The following is a 17,348-nucleotide window of genomic DNA, read 5'->3' as shown; positions in this document are numbered from 1 at the left end:
CAAGCTTTGATATGCTTAAAAATAAAAACATTATCCTTGGCGTTTGCGGAAGCATAGCCGCTTATAAGGCAGCCATTTTAATAAGGTTGTTGGTTAAAGCAGGTGCAAACGTTAAGGTAATTCTTACCAAAAATGGGGCCCATTTTATAACCCCGCTAACCTTAGCCACACTTTCTAAAAACCCCGTATTAAGCGAGTATTTCGATACAAAAACTGGTGTATGGAATAACCACGTAGCACTTGGGCTTTGGGCCGATGCCATTTTAATTGCTCCGGCTACCGCAAATACATTGGCCGAACTAGCCAATGGAGTATGCAATAGCCTTTTGGCCGCTGTTTATCTTTCTGCAAAATGCGATGTTTACGTAGCGCCAGCTATGGATCTCGACATGTGGAAACATGGTGCTACTCAAAAAAATATAAGTGCTTTAACGGGCTACGGAAATAAAATTATTTCTCCAGGTTTCGGAGAATTGGCAAGCGGCCTAGTTGGTGAAGGCCGCATGGCAGAACCAGAACAAATTGTTTCCTTTTTAGCTTCTATATTTTCTATCAATTTACCCTTAAAAGGCAAAAAAATATTGGTTTCCGCTGGCCCTACCTTCGAAGCCATTGATCCCGTTCGTTTTATTGGCAATCATTCTTCTGGCAAAATGGGATTTGCCCTTGCCGAAGAATTATATCATTTAGGAGCTGAAGTTACCTTAGTTACTGGACCTACAGCAATGCAAACCGATTTACCTATTCTTAGAATTGATGTTACAACGGCCCGGGAAATGCTGGAGGTCTGTGTAGCTAATTTCTCAAAAAGCTACATTACGATTATGAGTGCGGCCGTAGCCGACTATAGACCAAAAACGGTTGCCATTCAGAAGATTAAGAAAGCAGCTGCCGATTTGAATCTAGAACTCGAGAAAACAGTTGATATTTTGGAAACACTTGGGCAACAGAAAACAAAGGGTCAAATTCTGGTTGGCTTTGCCCTAGAAACCCATGACGAGGAGAATTATGCAAAGCAGAAAATAGCGAAAAAAAATCTAGATTTTGTGGTGTTGAACTCGCTAAATGAACCGGGCGCAGGCTTTAAAACAGATACAAATAAGGTTATCATTTTCGATAAAAATCTGCATAAATTCGTGTTTGAACTAAAAACTAAAAAAGAAGTTGCAAAAGACATCTGCAAAACCATTTTAGCTGCGCTATGAAAACTACAAGCTTATTTGCTTTTTTATTGATGTTGATTTTTTTTGATGCTTCAGCGCAAGAACTAAATGCAAGCGTGCAGATTTTGGCGCCAAGAGTATCTAACTTAAATAAGGCAGGAATTGAGGAGTTGAAAGGTGCCATACGTAATTTCTTGAACAACAATAAGTTTGACAATGAAGTTTATTTGCCTCAAGAACGAATAAATTGCAGCTTTGTAATTACTATAAACTCTTGGGATGGTGGGTCTGGATATACCGCTGAAGCACAAATTCAAAGTAGCAGACCTGTTTTTAATACCTCATATAATACCACGCTGTTAAACATCAACGACAAAAACTTCGATTTTAGCTACAACGATGGGTCTGCCATCGATTTTTCTGAACAGACCTACACCTCTAATTTAAGCGCATTATTAACCTATTATGCCTATACCATTATTGGTTTAGACAAAGACAGCTTCGTTGAATTAGGAGGCACTTCATCTTTTAAAAAGGCTCAAAAAATTGTAAATCTAGCACAAGTTTCTGGCACTGCTGGCTGGAAAGCATCAGACGGATTGAGGAATAGATTTTGGTTTAACGAAAATGTACTTAATCCAATATTTTTAGACTTGAGAAAGTTTATTTACACCTACCATTTAAAAGGACTAGATGCGCTTGCCGAAGGAACACAAGGATTGAACGCAATAAATGATGCTTTACCTGACTTAGAAAAATTAGACAAACAAAAAACAGGCTCCATTTTTCCCAACGTTTATTTTGCAGGCAAAGCCGATGAAATTGCAAATGTACTATCTAAATTAAATCTTCAGCAAAGGGTTAAAGCTTATAATAGGCTTGCTGAGGTTGATCCTGCAAATGTTGGAAAGTATGAGGTTCTTAAGAAATAGTGTTATTTTAGTTAACAGGTAATTGCATAAAGCAATATTAAATCTCTGGGTTGTGTAGGCTTAAAATCCCAAAATTTATAAAAAAAATGCTTTTAAAACAATAATAATTTGGGCGCCTATACACGCCTTCCGCTGTATTTTTTTGGTGAAAAAGCCAAAAAAGATGCCGCTCCAGTCGTTGGCGCGCTATCCCTTGTAGAAAACAACATTTCAAAAAATAAAATTTCAATTTCTAAAAATCGGTTGTTGAATCCACCAGCATCGTCCTACAGAATAAAAGAAACTATATAATCTGATACAGTTCTTTTTTTATTCTGAACTTGGTCTAGCCTGTCTTGCCTACTGCTTGGTTATCTTAAATTCTGTCCTGCGATTCAACTGATAGTCTGCTGCGCTACATTTAACGCCATTTACGCAACCATTAACAGGTTTGGTTTCTCCGTAACCTTTTGCCTCGATTCTGTTTTTATTGATTCCTCGGCTAATGATATACTGAACAGCCGCATCTGCCCTACGTTGAGAAAGCTTTAGATTATAAGCATCACTTCCTCTGCTATCTGTGTGAGACCCAAGTTCTACGAAAATGGTTGGGCTATCTTGCATAATTTTTACCAGCTTATCCAGTTCCTTCACGGCATCTGGCCTAATAGTAGCTTTATCAAAATCGTAATAAATGTTATCCAATTTTACAGGCTCGTTTATGGCAATCTGATCTAGATACAGGTTTTGTGTAAGCACGGTAGATGAATCTAACCCCTTTGTACTTAAATTGATGCCGCCACTTTTATAGCCAGTTTTTTCTGCCAACAACCTATATTCTGACGAATCGGCCAGCTTCAGTTTAAAATCACCACGGTCATCAGTCTCTGCTTTTAAAACCTGTCCGGTAGTTTGGCTTAAAGTTATACTTACATTCGATAAAGGCTCATTTGTTTTTTTATTTAAAACTTTACCGATTAAGCTTAGTGCAATTGCTTTTTTTATCGAAAAACGATAAATATCGTCGCTTCCTAGACCATCTATACGATTAGAGGATAGAAATCCATCGGATTCCGTGGTCATATTGAAAGCAAAATCGTCTTGCGGAGAGTTTACAGGATAATGCATGTTTACCGGAATGCCGAATTTCCCACCAGACTGAACACTTTTATAGATGTCCAAACCGCCCATACCTATTCTCCCATCGCTGCTAAAATATAGAGCTCCGTCAGTTCCAATGTTGGGACTTCGGTCATTCCCATCACTATTAACTTCCCGTAAATTAATGGGCTCGCTCCACTCGCCTGCATCAGTTTTCGTACAAAGGTACAAGTCCATTCCGCCCAATCCTCCAGGGATGTTAGAGCTGAAATAGAGCTGATTACCATTGCTTCTAATAAATGGATCGCCCACAGAATAACCATCATTGCTATTATATTTAAACGGTATTGGCGCAGACCATTTTCCGGAATTATCTTTACTACTTGTGTAAATCCCGACAGCCAGCGTATCAAATTTACTTTGCCTTTTCTTTATTTTACGTTGGGTCGTTTCTTTAAGCGTTTGCGAACGTGCAAAATACATAGTCAAGCCATCGTTTGTAAAACTAGCCGGGCCGATGTGATATTCGGTTGCCTCGTGCATTGGAAAAAACAAGATGCTATCTGATTCTCCGTCCTGCTCATACAGTCTAAGGTAAGAATTCCCAGTACTCAAATTTATATTTTTGTTTGGTTTACGAGCTCTATCAAATTTAAAAAACGGTCTAGCTTTCTGTTGTTGGTCTGCCCCAACAATTGTCCTATCTGAAGCAAACACCGTAATTCCTAACTCTTTTACGGCGGCCCAATCAGATTGGGGAGAATTTAATGTTTTTTCGTTGACTATGGTCACGCTAATCGGGCTTCGCATCCAGATCATGGCAGAATCACAACTAGATGTAAAGAGCTTTTCTTCTGCACTGCCGACACTATTTTTTAGTTGTGCATATTTTTTATATTGTTCTTTCGCCTCGGCATACTTGCTGTTATTCTGCAACGCCTTGGCATATTGCAAGGTGTTATTGGCATCACCTTCTGGCATTGTCGATGCAATTGCATACCAACTCTCTGCCAAACGAAAATCACGCTGCGCGGCGTAACTTTCTGCGGCACGCTCTGCAGCATGTAAAGTCGGCTTTTTGCGATACGCTTGCTCATATAGACTTGCCGCTTTTTGATAACTATTTAATCCAAACTGTGCATCTGCCTCTTTAATTACATACTGTGCTTTCGCGGTTCCGAAACCTGCCAACAATACAATTGCGGAGAATAATGCAAGGCACCGAATTACTTTTTGGTATATTTTTTTTTCCATGTTTATAATGGTTGGTCGTTTGTAGTCTTTCGTTGGTCGTATTTTCGTCTATAGTCTTGCGTCTGTTGTTATTGTTTTTAATTCAGCCCACGTTGAACTTATAAATGTTAACTGTTTATTTCTAGCTTTAAAAATATCGTGGCGAAACAACTTTAACATCCTTTCTTTTAAACATATAAGTTACTGAAATTTCGTGTGTGCCCCCACTGTATCCTTGCAAAGAACCAAGTGAAAAATCGTACGCATAACCAATTCTGAGCGCGGTAGTAGGAAATACCTGTATTGCTGCCACCGCAGAGTTTAATTTGCTGAGATCTTTTTGCAAATAATCCTTATTGTACAGCTTTACTCCTGTTCTGTACGACCCTCCAAGCCAAAGCTTTTCTCCTAGAATAAAGAATGCATTCAAATCTAAATCGGTTGGACCGCCCCTATTGTCCTTTAATAAAAATGAAGGCTTTAACAGTACATCTGTTGATAGGGGCAACAACATACCAGCGGTTAAATAATAATGAATTTTTGGCTGAGGAATAAATGCATACCGATCTATATCAACATATTGAGAAACAATGTTGTCTGCGCTAAAACCAGCATAAAAGCGATTGTCTGAATAATAAATGCCTGCACGCGCATCTGGCACAATGTTGCTTTGAAAGCCAGTGGGTTGGGTTGGTTCTGGGTCATTTGGATTCAGCAATGCGCCATCTATCCCCAATTGCACTGCTCCAACACCCAGTCCAAAAGCAAGTCTTGCGCTTCCATCCGCATTCATGGGAATTCTATAGGCATAGTTGGCATAAATCGATTGGTTTTTTTGCGCACCAATTCGGTCACTAGACACTTGAAGCGCCAAACCCACGTTTCCTTCATTTGCGATGGCATCTATCGCCACCGAGAGCGTGGTTGGAGAACCTTTAATTCCAGTCCATTGATTTCGATAGAAGGCATGAAGGTTCAATTGCTCCTTATAACCTGCATAAGCGGGGTTAATGTAAATTCCGTTGAACATGTACTGGCTAAATTGCGCATCTTGCTGTGCAACGGAAATTTTCGTCAGCAAACTAAAAAACAATAGTAAGGGTAAAAGTTGTTTCATGTATCTTAAACTTTGTACCTGCCTACCGGCATGCACCAAATAATAATCATATTCATTCTTTCTTTGAAAGATTCGACTCTTTAACGAGTTTCTTATTAGTTTTTAAATTTCCGAACCAAGGTAATATAACCTGTAAAAGTTGTCCACTTGCTATCCGCGGCTTCTTTTACGTTAAGTTTGTAAAAATAGGTACCCTCGTTTAATCCTTCTCCTGTCCAGTCGTTGTGGTAGCTGTTAGATTTATACACCTCGTTACCCCACCTATTTACGATAACGAGATTGTTGCCATAAAATAAGCTAAGTCCTCGAATTTCGAAGGCGTCGTTATTTCCATCGCCATTTGGGGTAAAAAGATTTGGAACAAACAAATTAGTTCCTGATACAGAAAGCTTAGTAAAATAGGCACTGTTGGCGGTCATGTTTGTTGGTAATAAAATGTCATTTCGACCATGTAGACCGACCGTAGGATTGCTCCCTTTCTCCAAACTGTAGTTTGAATTGCCTAAATATTGTCCAATGCCCGCGTTTTGGTCGTTAAAGAGCGCACCATTGGTTACAGCATTGTGTTGAAGCAGCATATTTATTTTTGTAGTCACAGATCCATAAATATTCCACATTCTATCCATCCCTAATGCTTTGTTTTTTAAAGCTGTGTTTGATGCGTTATAATCTTGCACGCTAACGTATATTTTCCCGGCTGTGTTAGGTGTTATTGTTGCAGGCGTATAGTCTTGCAGAGCGATGCCAACAGGAAACACAAAACCGTCTGACCCTGCATAATCTTTTACCACATGTCCTGATATGCTATTCCCAGTTACCACCATTCTAGCTCTCGAATAGCCCGTAACCTTCCCTGTTGAATTAAATGCCAAGTTATGTCCGTTAAGAATGATGTTTGCACCATCAACAGCTAAGTTTAAGGTATTCGCAATATTTAAGGTTGCGGACGCTACACCAGAAGGGTTGGCTGTAGCATAACCGGGATCCGAAATATCGTTTAAATCTAAGTTCTTATCATTTCGATTTTCGATGAGTAAGTTTATAAACCCACCATTATTGCCATCTATTACCGTAGAACCCGATGCCATCGCATTATAAAAAGGATTGTCACCTGGATTAAAAATAACAATTTTGCCATTCCCATTAAATGTTGCACCAGGGGCAATCCAAACATTTTTGCTGTAAATCTCTAACGTGCCATCGATGTTCCAGTTGGCATTTGGACCAAAATAGGTGTTTTCTGAAAAACGCTGTTCTACTGTGCCTGTTGTTATTGTTACGAGACTGTTATCTACGGTGCTGCTCCCAATACCAGTTTGTGCCATAGATTTTCTCGCGACCAGAACGCAAAACAGCAATAGGAATATATGTCTTAAAGTTCTCATAGATTCGTCTATTTAACCATGATTGCACCGTTCAAGATATAGAGTGCTCCAGCTGGTAAAGAATTGTCTGCTGTAACTTTTGCAGCTGTCGAATATTTGGGCAAAGATGGCGCAATTACCACAAGTCCGTCTACACTCGCGCCAGTAGTCTGCGCTCCAGTAGCGATAAAAACTTGATTGGTAGTTTTCAGAATTCCCGCCGCGTCTACAACTACCTGCTTGTCTAATATTGCCCCAGGCTGTAATCCTGTTATTGCAAAAGTATTATCCGGGCTTGTTGCAATAGTAGTTGGTTTTATTAGCGTTCCCCCTAATTGGGTTGTGCCTGGCATACTTTCTGTAAGCCCGTTGTCTGCCTTAAATAAAGGTAAAAAATCAGTTGCAGGGATAGTTTTAAGCAAACCAGCTGCATCGGCCACAACTAGGTTATCGGCTATATCTCCATCCTGAAGGCCGGTTAAGGTTAAGGTATTGGCGGCTGTTGTGCCAATAACAGTGGGTTTAATCAGGTTTCCCCCTAATTGAGAATTACCAGGTGCGTTCTCCGTAAGGCCATTATCGGCTGTAAAAAGAGGCAGGAATGCCATAGCAGGCAACATCTTTATCACACCAGAAGCATTAGCAATAAGCAGTTGGTCTTTGATGGTACCAGTTTGCAAACCCGTAAGTGAAAGTGTACTCGCGGCGGTGGTTTCAATTGCTGTGTTTTTGATTAAGGCGCCACCTAGCTGAACATTATCTCCGTTTTTTGTTAAGCCGTTATCTGAAGTAATTACAGCTGCATCTCCTTTTGGACCTTGAGGGCCTGTTGGTCCTTGCACCCCTTGCAACCCTATAGCTCCCGCAGGACCAAGGTCTCCTTTCGGACCCGGCGCACCCGTCGCACCAACTGGCCCCTGCGGACCAAAAGGACCGTCGTCTCCTTTCGCTCCCTTATCTCCTTTAATTCCCTGTGCTCCTTGAGGACCAGCTGCACCAGTATTGCCTTGTGGACCCGTAGGCCCTGGTAACCCATTTAAACCAATCGGGCCTTTCTGACCAGCCGCCCCAGTATCTCCTTTATCGCCCTTTGCGCCAACAGCGCCCGTCAGACCGATTGCACCCTGAGGACCGACCGATCCGGCATTTCCTTTATCTCCTTTATCGCCCTTTGCACCAATAGGACCCGTCAAACCGACCGCACCCTGTGGACCAACCGATCCGGCATTTCCTTTATCTCCTTTATCGCCCTTTGCTCCAACAGCACCAACAGGGCCCGTCAAACCGATTGCACCCTGTGGGCCAACAGATCCGGCATTTCCTTTATCGCCCTTTGCTCCAGCAGCACCGACAGGGCCCGTCAAACCGATCGCACCCTGTGGACCAACAGATCCGGTATTTCCTTTATCGCCCTTTGCTCCAGCAGCACCAACAGGGCCTGTCAAACCGATTGCACCCTGTGGACCAACCGATCCGGCATTTCCTTTATCGCCCTTTGCTCCAGCAGCACCCCCAGGGCCCGTCAAACCGATCGCACCCTGTGGACCAATAGATCCGGTATTTCCTTTATCGCCCTTTGCTCCAGCAGCACCAACAGAACCGGTTAAACCGATTGCACCCTGTGGACCAACCGATCCGGCATTTCCTTTATCGCCTTTATCGCCCTTTGGACCAACTGCACCTGGCAAACCGATTGCACCTTGTGGGCCAACAGACCCGGTTAAACCGATTACACCCTGAGGACCAACCGACCCGGCATTTCCTTTATCTCCTTTATCGCCCTTTGCACCAACAGGACCCGTTAAGCCGACCGCACCTTGTGGGCCAACAAGTCCTGCATTTCCTTTAGGGCCTTTTAAACTACCGATAGTTGTAGAAGTAGATTTATCGGTATAGGTAAACGTTAGAGTTCCATCAGCATTCACAACGCTGGTGGATATCCCATTCCCAGTAGCGCCGACATGCCCAATAGCACCTGCTGCACCAGTTTCACCTTTAGCACCCACAATAAGCGTGTAAGTGTTCGTATTAGGACTAAAAATATAAGTTCCAGAATCGTTTATGACTACGTTTGTGCCAGAGGCAGGGCCACTTGGGGTGCCGGGTAACCCTGGCGTGCCGGATTTTCCAGGCTGATTTTCTACAATTAACGTTCCATTTGTTCCTTTTGCAGAAACCCATTTGGTACCATCATTATAGTAAACCCCGGGCAGCACATCCTTTGTAGTAGCGGTATTGTAAATCATCATACCTGCAACGTGGACGGAAAGAGGAGCCGGGTTAGTTGTCTGCACCAAAGCAACTCTTGCCTGCAAAAACCCCTTGTTATTTGTTTCGAGTTCTAACAGTGCATCTTTATTAGGCAAAGCTGCCCCCGTAACCGTTCCATCCTTTATTTTTTGCTGCGCCGATGCTACAGTAATGCTAAAAATAATGCAGATGCCGAGGAGTAGACATTTTTTCATATTTTACTTCAGTTTTAAAATTTCTGATTGGACAAGATTGGAAAAGCGCTGACCGTTTTTGGCCAAAACGGCACGTAGAAAATTAGATGTGCACTGCCGTTTTTCAATGAAAAGAACCGCAGAATTTAAAACGTAAGAGCGCAAGCTAATCATTAGCAAATTTTACTTATAAACTACAGGAAATTCTGCGTATATGTAAACATACAAATTGTTTTCCAAAACTAATTTTTTTTCCACAATAAACCAAAAACATATTCGTTATCAACGCATTATTACCCCCACCCTCGGGTTTAAAAACACAGTCGTAAGGCGACAACGTTTTTTACCGCCAACTTCCGAGCCTCGGAGATAAAACACCATTCGAATACGTCCAATTAAGAAAATAAGCAAGAATAGGTTTTTACTTGAAAATTAACTAAATTATTAGCTTTTAAAGATTTTTTGGCGGTTTTGAAAATTTGTGCCGGTATAAACTATCTATTTCGAGGCTTCGGAAACCCAAATTTCTGAAGTTGAAGACTTTTGCGGCACGGATGAAGCAGTTATTGTTAATAGACCACCAGCATTTATAATATCTTGACTAATGTAGTTTTTATTATAATTACTGCCGTTGAGCTGTATGCTTTTGATGTATCTATTTTTTAACGAAAAGTTCTTCACCTTAATCTGAAACTTTTTTCCATCGGCAACCCGATAAGTTACGGAAGGAAAAAGTGGGACATTTAAATAATACACCGGCCAACCAACACAGGCTGGCGAAAAGCCAGATGCAGCGAAAACATACCAAGCGCTCATTGCGCCGGCATCATCATCCATGGTACGAAGATAGGCAGCTGGCTGGTTTTTGTAAATCTTGCCGATATAGGAGCCTATACCCCGACTATTGTCATTAAAATAATTTTGTATTACCGTATCTGCGGCGAGCTGGTGCATCCAATATTGAGATTTGTAGCTTTCGTTTGTTGCGTTATACATCAAAGGCACTTGCAGATCTGGCTCGTTTGCGTGATTGTACAAATCTTTTGCAAAGAATGTATCCAAATGCTCTAAATAAACTTCTTCTCCACCTTCCAAGGCAATCAAACCCTTTACATCGAATGGAACAAACCACCTGTACTGCCAAATGGTACCCTGATATAGACCCCGAGCTCCTACTCTATCTACATCGTTTCTGGTAACATCTTTAAAATCCTTATTCCAATAGCTTTTGTAATTTAATGCTTTCTGTAAATAGTGCGTTGCCTTTTCTTTGTTTTTGAGAATGCCGAAAATTTGAGATAATGCCCAATTGTCGTAGCTAGATTCTAACGCTTTATCTGGCGATTTAAAATCTAACCCATCTATTTCTTTTACCAAAGAATCTGCTATACTTTTAAACTCGACAGCATAACCTTTTCTGTAGGCATCGAGCAAAACCACAACCGCATGCTCCGTTCTAACCGTGTTTGAAGGCTCTGTCTGTGTAGCATAATCTTTCTTGCCAGCGTTGTACAAATCGGCAATAGAATTGATCATTCCCTGATATTTGTCTTGCTGAACAATGGACAGCAATGGCAATTGAGTACGATAATTATCCCAAATAGCCCAGCCATTATATCGATCAACTTTGCTGTTTTCCTTTTCTCCTTTGTTGTTTCTATAATCGCCGTTTGGTTCCGATATAAGGTATGGCGATTGCATGGTACGATATAATAAAGAATAAAAGAGTTTAGCGTTATCCAAATCGCCAGCAACTTCTACTTTGCCTAATTCTTTATTCCAATCGGCACTACTTTTTGCCTGGGCTTGGTTAAACGGCAATTTTACAAGGCTTTTCCCGGCGTCAGTTTCGCTAACGGAAGAAAACGCAATGTCTAAAGAGGTGGTGGTTGCCTCGTCTGGAATTTCTACCATCAATTTTCTATTGCCAATATCTTTAATTTTCACATCAGATCCGAACTGCATTTGATAGAATATTTTATATTTTCCAGCTCCGCAGGTAGTTCTAGAAATAAACCAACCGGTAACTTCGCTGCCATTAACCTGATGATGGTCATCTACAAATGCTCCATTAAAAGCATAACCCAAATCTATATAAAGTCCTTTTTTACCTTTCGGGAAGACGTACTGTTCCTTTCCTGCTCGTCCGACAACAGTAAAACTGGCTTCAATCCCATTTTTGAATCCAACGTGATAATAACCTGGATTTGCATTTTCTGACGTTTTGATCAATTCAGTTTTCGATGGATCTTCTCCCGAAAAGGGCTTAATTAGAATGTTACCGCCCGACCCGGTACAGCCTACACCTTCAAACCGATTATGAGTAAAACCTTCGAAAATTTTTGCCAAATACTCGTAACCAGTATGCGTTTTCGGATAGGTTTGAGGGCCAATACTCATCATACTAAATGGATAAGATGCAGCAGGCGACATTTGCCCATGATCACCAGATGTGCCCAAAAATACGTTGACCAAGTCTGTCGGTCTTTGCTTATTTATATCGAAAGTGTTCTGAGCATTAGCGCTTAACCAAAAAAAGGTTAAAAGAGTGAGAACGGTGCAGTAATGTTTCATTTGTTTTAAATTGTGCTATGTGGCGTTAAAATTAGCGTTTTTCTAAAGAAAATCCAGTTCTGAATTTTGAGAGCCTGTCTAAATTTTACAGTTTTATTGTTTATCTGAGCCTTCTGACTAAAAAGACTTAAAAAAACTATCATTTACTTTTTTTGTGAGTTCTTAATTTTGAAGATAATTGCACCATATCTCATTTTTCTATGCGGACTTCAATCTTGCCAAAACCAGCCTGTGCTTTACCCAAAGCTGTCCTGTCCGGACGGGAGTCCTACTTTTTTCTTGACAAAAAAGTAGCAAAAAGTCAAGGCTGGCATCTCTTTGGGTAAAAATTCGCCAAACTGTTTAGTATCGATGATTCGAGGCCTTTCATTTACTTTTTCCCCAGCGCACGGCTACGAATCCTCTTCGCAAGTAACCCGTTAGTTCTCTGCAAGCAGCTTTAGGCGTTTTTTCCTCCAAACAGCTGCTAGGCCGACCCCCATCGAGTTGGGCTATAGCAATTTTATTTATTCAAACTTAAACAGGGTCTAAGTCACGAAAAAAGCCATCTTCTCTTTTTAAGAAGATGGCTTTGATAGATACCCAAAAAAACTATTTAATCATAATGGGAACGGAAACCTTATCCCAGTTCATGGTAAAGCCCTGTTTATTTACGTTGTAAACCAAACGCTCTTGTGGCGCTTTCAATGTTTTTGTTTTAACATCAACGCGCAATGCATCTTCACCTTCTTTATATTTATAAGCACCCCATTGCTTCGCTTCCTTATTAAAAATAGCTGTCCAAGTGCCGTTTTCTTTCGGAATTAAAAAGAAACTATATGTCCCGGCAGGAAGTTTTTTGCCTTCTACCACAATGTCCTTACTCGTTTGAAAAGTAGTTGCTTCATTTGCACCTGCGCGCCAAACCTTATCAAACGATTCTAAGCCGCCCCAAATTTTACGGCCCTTAACCGCTGGACTGCTATAGTTGATTGTAATTTCTGAACCCGCAGCCATTCCTTTAGCGGTGGCAGCTGGGCTGGGTCTTGGAGCGGTGTCTTGTGCCGATGCCGCAAACGAAAGTGCCGCTACCGTAAAAAGCAACGCAATTGATTTAAATACCTTTTTCATAGATTGAATTTTATGCTAGTTTAGCTTGCTAAGATAACACTTTAGGTTTGTAAAACAGTAATCCGATTGTAGAAAACCCAATGACCGCCGCCGCACCTACCACGTTGAGCCACAAGAAGGAAACGATGTCGAAATTGTATATTCCTATAACCGAGAGCTCGGCTAAAATTGCCGCGAAAAACACCACGTGCCCTGGTATTCTTTTATAATAGAAAGCAACCAAAAAGATACCTAAAATTGGCCCGTAAAAAAGAGAGCCCAAAATATTAACTGCTTCGATAAGCGAACCCATTTGAGTGGCAAACATAGCTACGCCGATAGAAAATATCCCCCATCCCAAGGTATGCAGTCTGCTCAACCGCAATTCTTGTTTTTCGCTAGGAGGCTCTTCAAAGAAAATTAAATGTACATCTTTCACCGAGCAGGCGGCCAACGAGTTTAACGCAGCCGATATGGACCCCCAACTTGCCAAGAATATTACAGCAAACAACATCCCAATCATCCCAACGGGTAAGGTGTTTTTTACAAAATACAAGAAAATGTAATTCGTATCTGTTCGCTCTGCGTTATAATTAGATTTGTTAATTGCCTCCTCTACCTTACCATGCAAATTGGCAATTTGCTTTTCGGTATTTTTAAATGCTGCAACAGCAGTTGGCAGGGCCGATGGATTTGTTTTTCGCTCCGTTAAAATTTCTTTCGATTGCTGATTAAACCGCTCTTGCAACTTTTTATGCTGCTGCTCTAATCGTGCTGCTTGTTTGGGTTGAGTTTCTTTTAGATGTTGATAAGAACGCTCGTTAAAATAAATCGGCGCCGGTTTTAATGCGTAAAAAGCAAACAGCAAAGCACCTATTAATAAGATAGAAAATTGCATCGGTATTTTTACCAAGCCATTTAACAACAGGCCTTTTCTGCCTGTAGAAGTATCTTTTGCAGTAATGTAACGCCCAACCTGACTTTGATCCGTGCCAAAATAAGAAAGTGCTAAGAAGAAACCACCGATCACACCACTCCAAATATTGTACTTATCTTTCCAATCGAAGTTGGTGGTAATTACATTTAGTTTACCAGATTTGCCTGCCAAGTAAAGCGAATCGCTAAAACTTGCTCCATTTGGCATGTTTTTAAGCAACAAATATCCGGCGAAAGCCATAACCCCAAGAATGATCAAAAACTGAAGTTTCTGGGTGTGCGCAACCGCCTTTGCGCCACCAATATACGTGTAGATTAGTAAAATACCGCCAGTAAGCACATTGGTAAGGTAAATGTTCCAATTTAACATGGTAGATAAGATGATACTTGGCGCATAAATGCTTATCCCGGTAGATAGTCCTCGAGAAAACAAAAACAATAAAGAAGTAAGTACGCGGGTTTTTCTATCGAAACGATTCTCTAAAAACTCGTAGGCGGTGTAAACTTTTAATCGTTGGAAGATTGGAATAAACGTGATGGAAATGACAATCATCGCCAATGGCAAACCAAAATAATATTGTACAAAGCGCATTCCATCTGTATAGGCCTGGCCCGGTGCAGATAAAAAAGTGATGGCGCTCGCTTGGGTAGCCATAATGCCCAAAAGCACCACATACCAAGGCAAATTGCTATCTGCTTTTAAATAAGATTCGTTGCTTTTTTGGCCTCGACCAGCATATATTCCGTAAAGCACAATGCCCACCAAAGTAACCAGAAGCACCATCCAATCGATACCGCTCATGCCCAGTATTTAGTAAACAAATAGTATAAAAAAATTTGGATAAGCAAAGCCAAAAAGAGCAAGAAATACCAAATGTTCCACCTAATTTGCTTTTTTGACATTATTTCCCTGCAGATAAAAAGTTAAAAAACAACCTGGCAGCGCCAATATTGCCCGCGGGCAATTCTCTAAAAAACACCAACGGGGTATAGATAAATGTGCCCTTGCCATACTTAGCAACTAGCGTACTGCCTTTCTGCTCAGGTTCTCCTGTATCGTGCATTTCAAACAAAGGCGTGTAGTGGCTGTCCCACTTATCGGGAAAGTAAGTGCCTCGTTCTTGCACCCAACCTGCAAAATCTTCGGTTGTTATTTTATTAGGATAGTTTAACAAACGATTATCGGGATCTAAAAAAGTAACCTTGGCATGCTCTTCGGTAACCCGCCCGCGCCCTATATTTAAGGGATAGACTGCAAAATTTTGGGTTGCCATATCTTGCGTTGTGTTATACTGCATAACTAACGTTCCGCCATTCTTTACATAATTATGCAATGCATTCTGCCAATTGCCAAAACGCCTTTCTGTATTTACCACACGAATGCCGGTAACTACCGCATCATAACTACTTAACTTAGCCGGATTTAAAATATCGCTTTCAGTTAACACATCAACCTTTAAACCAGCCTGCCTTAAAAAACCTGGAATCAAGTCGCCCGCTCCTTTTATATAGCCAATATTTTTTGCTGTAACTTTAATATCGCCCTTTAAAAGCCAACTTTCTGCGGGCGTAAAATATTGTAGCGTTGGCAAATGCGGATATTGAATAATTTCTTGTGTCTTGTTATAACTTATTCCGCCCGACTTAAAAACCACTTGTAATTTACTCTGGTTGGCTTTTACAAAATCGAGTGCTTGCGCGGTAATGGTAAATGTTTTGTTAGTAATGCCCAATGCATCAAGCTTTATGTTTTTAAAAGTTGCCACAGCTTTCTCGCCATCCAAAATTTCGACCGTACCATCTACCACATTTTCCTTTGCCTTAAATTGTACATGGATGGTTAAATCTTGATTGGTTTTAGCAAAATATACAGGCTCTGTAACTTTCACGTCAACGGCAGGAACAACGCGCAATCCTTCTACAACATCGCCACGAACAGGATCTAATTTCTTGTAGGAAAGCGGTAGGCTGACATTGAAATCTTCTTGACCAATGGTTAACGTAAGCAACACATTTTCTTGAGCAGGCGCTTCGGGCAAACCAATTAACGAATCTGCGGTAACGCTAAAAGTTGCAGCATTTTCTGGTGCTTTAGCCAACCAATAGGGTTGCGTTAGTGCCGCATTGGTTGGAATTTTAATATCGTGTTTGTAGACTACCAGTTCATCATCTGGCAAAGTCTGATCAAATTGCTGTTTCTCCCCTAGCCAATTAATGCTTTTAAGTTTAACGCTGTTTGAGTCTCTAACAATAACATTTAACTGAAAAGGATACGTTTTTCCAGCCAAGGCCTCTGGTTCACCTGTAATAACCTCGCCCATAAAGCCTGCGCAACTTAAAATAATTTTATCCAAGGCTGCTAGCTTGTCTTTTCTTAAGGGTTTATTTTTTAACGATACTATGTTTTTGCGCAAAGCCAACAAGCTTGGCAAACTCTTTTCTGGGCTACTAAAATCGAAGTCTGTGATAATTTTCTGCAAGGTAGATGCAATCGCATCTTCACCATTCTGCTTCCAGTCCATCATCAGGCCATCAAATAGAGACTTAGACATAGATTTTCCATCTACCAAGGTAAAATATTCTGTTTTTTTACCGGCGATAGACCTTGTGCCTGCACCTTGGCTTTTATGTAAACTTCTACTAATGCCGGCCAGTTCTCCATAACCCATGCCCAAAAGCGGATCATATTGTCCAACGGCTATCTGAAGTTGATCATTTGAAGTGGTGTTTACACTTCCAAAATTATAGGTATTCCAAAGCAAGCGGGTGGGCTGCCACGGTTGTACATATTTTAATTGCTCTGGAAACATATTTCTATCGCCAGCTAGTTTAAATGCCTTTGCAGCAACCACCGCAGATGCAGCATGTTGGCCATGGCCGGCAGCAGCCGTTGGCGGAAAGCGACAAATAATTACATCGGGCCTAAATTTTCTAATTACCCAAACAACATTAGCCGTAAGGCTATCTACATTCCATTGATTAAAAGTATCTGTAGTATTTTTAGAAAAGCCAAAATCTATAGCTCTAGTAAAGAACTGTTTTGCACCATCTAATTTTCTCGCTTCCAAAAGCTCATGCGTTCTAATTAAGCCCAATGCAGCGCCTTGCTCGGGGCCGAGCAAATTTTGCCCTCCGTCTCCTCGGGTCAACGATAAATAAGCCGTTTCTACATGCTTATCGTTAATCAACCAAGATAACAACCCTGTGTTTTCATCATCGGGATGTGCGGCAATATACAGTACCTTTGGGAGATGGTTAAGCGTTTTAAGCCCACTAAAAATAGCTGCAGAATTTTCTGGCCTAACCTGCTGGGCAGAACCAGACCGACAGTAAAAAATAGTTAGCGCAACAACTAAAAAGTATTTTAACATTTGCTTAATTTGGATGGATTTGAAATCCGGAGATAAAAAAGGCAA

Annotated in this window: 10 protein-coding genes; 2 read left to right on the top strand and 8 right to left on the bottom strand. The window is 41.0% G+C overall.

Annotated features, from left to right (window positions below; all coding sequences use genetic code 11):
* Positions 1–11 precede the first annotated feature (11 nt).
* Together coaBC and porD are read left to right on the top strand one after the other, a co-directional pair.
* Positions 12–1,205 carry a bifunctional phosphopantothenoylcysteine decarboxylase/phosphopantothenate--cysteine ligase CoaBC gene (coaBC, locus tag ABIB40_RS06560; RefSeq protein WP_354357228.1) on the top strand — a complete coding sequence of 398 codons (1,194 nt, stop codon included), beginning with the start codon at positions 12–14 and terminating at the stop codon, positions 1,203–1,205.
* On the top strand, positions 1,202–2,095 hold the full coding sequence (gene porD, locus ABIB40_RS06555) for a type IX secretion system protein PorD (protein WP_354357226.1): 894 nt from the start codon (positions 1,202–1,204) through the stop codon (positions 2,093–2,095). Before coaBC ends, porD begins: the two co-directional genes overlap by 4 nt.
* A gap of 339 nt (positions 2,096–2,434) precedes the next feature.
* Here the strand turns inward: porD and ABIB40_RS06550 are convergent, their stop codons facing one another.
* The 8 genes from ABIB40_RS06550 to ABIB40_RS06515 all read right to left on the bottom strand — a co-directional run bounded on the left by ABIB40_RS06550 (position 2,435) and on the right by ABIB40_RS06515 (position 17,303).
* Positions 2,435–4,429 carry an OmpA family protein gene (locus ABIB40_RS06550; protein ID WP_354357224.1) on the bottom strand — a complete coding sequence of 665 codons (1,995 nt, stop codon included), beginning with the start codon at positions 4,427–4,429 and terminating at the stop codon, positions 2,435–2,437.
* Positions 4,430–4,556: 127 nt separating this feature from the next.
* Positions 4,557–5,525, bottom strand: coding sequence for a PorP/SprF family type IX secretion system membrane protein (locus ABIB40_RS06545; protein ID WP_354357222.1), 969 nt, complete (start codon positions 5,523–5,525; stop codon positions 4,557–4,559).
* A 95-nt stretch (positions 5,526–5,620) separates the two neighbouring features.
* Positions 5,621–6,910 (bottom strand): T9SS type B sorting domain-containing protein, encoded by a 1,290-nt coding sequence (locus ABIB40_RS06540; protein ID WP_354357220.1) that lies wholly within the window; start codon positions 6,908–6,910, stop codon positions 5,621–5,623.
* 8 nt (positions 6,911–6,918) lie between these two features.
* The gene (locus ABIB40_RS06535) at positions 6,919–9,354 is read right to left on the bottom strand and encodes a phage tail-like protein (protein WP_354357218.1); all 2,436 of its coding nucleotides are present in this window, start codon (positions 9,352–9,354) and stop codon (positions 6,919–6,921) included.
* 477 nt (positions 9,355–9,831) lie between these two features.
* Entirely contained in the window at positions 9,832–11,907 is a 2,076-nt protein-coding gene (locus ABIB40_RS06530) for a glycoside hydrolase domain-containing protein (RefSeq protein WP_354357216.1), read from the bottom strand.
* Positions 11,908–12,498: 591 nt separating this feature from the next.
* Positions 12,499–13,017 carry a DUF2911 domain-containing protein gene (locus ABIB40_RS06525; RefSeq protein WP_354357214.1) on the bottom strand — a complete coding sequence of 173 codons (519 nt, stop codon included), beginning with the start codon at positions 13,015–13,017 and terminating at the stop codon, positions 12,499–12,501.
* Between the two features lie 28 nt (positions 13,018–13,045).
* Complete coding sequence (locus tag ABIB40_RS06520; protein WP_354357212.1) at positions 13,046–14,734, bottom strand: sodium:solute symporter family protein; 1,689 nt, start codon at positions 14,732–14,734, stop codon at positions 13,046–13,048.
* Positions 14,735–14,834: 100 nt separating this feature from the next.
* Positions 14,835–17,303: a PIG-L family deacetylase gene (locus ABIB40_RS06515; RefSeq protein ID WP_354357210.1), complete on the bottom strand. Its 2,469-nt coding sequence runs from the start codon at positions 17,301–17,303 to the stop codon at positions 14,835–14,837.
* Between the last annotated feature and the right edge of the window lie 45 nt (positions 17,304–17,348).

Origin of the sequence: Pedobacter sp. UYP30 (genome assembly GCF_040547165.1) — a bacterium.
Classification (GTDB): Bacteria; Bacteroidota; Bacteroidia; order Sphingobacteriales; family Sphingobacteriaceae; genus Pedobacter.
The sequence above is the reverse complement of the archived record's forward strand: the minus strand, read 5'-3'. Positions and strand labels throughout refer to the sequence as shown.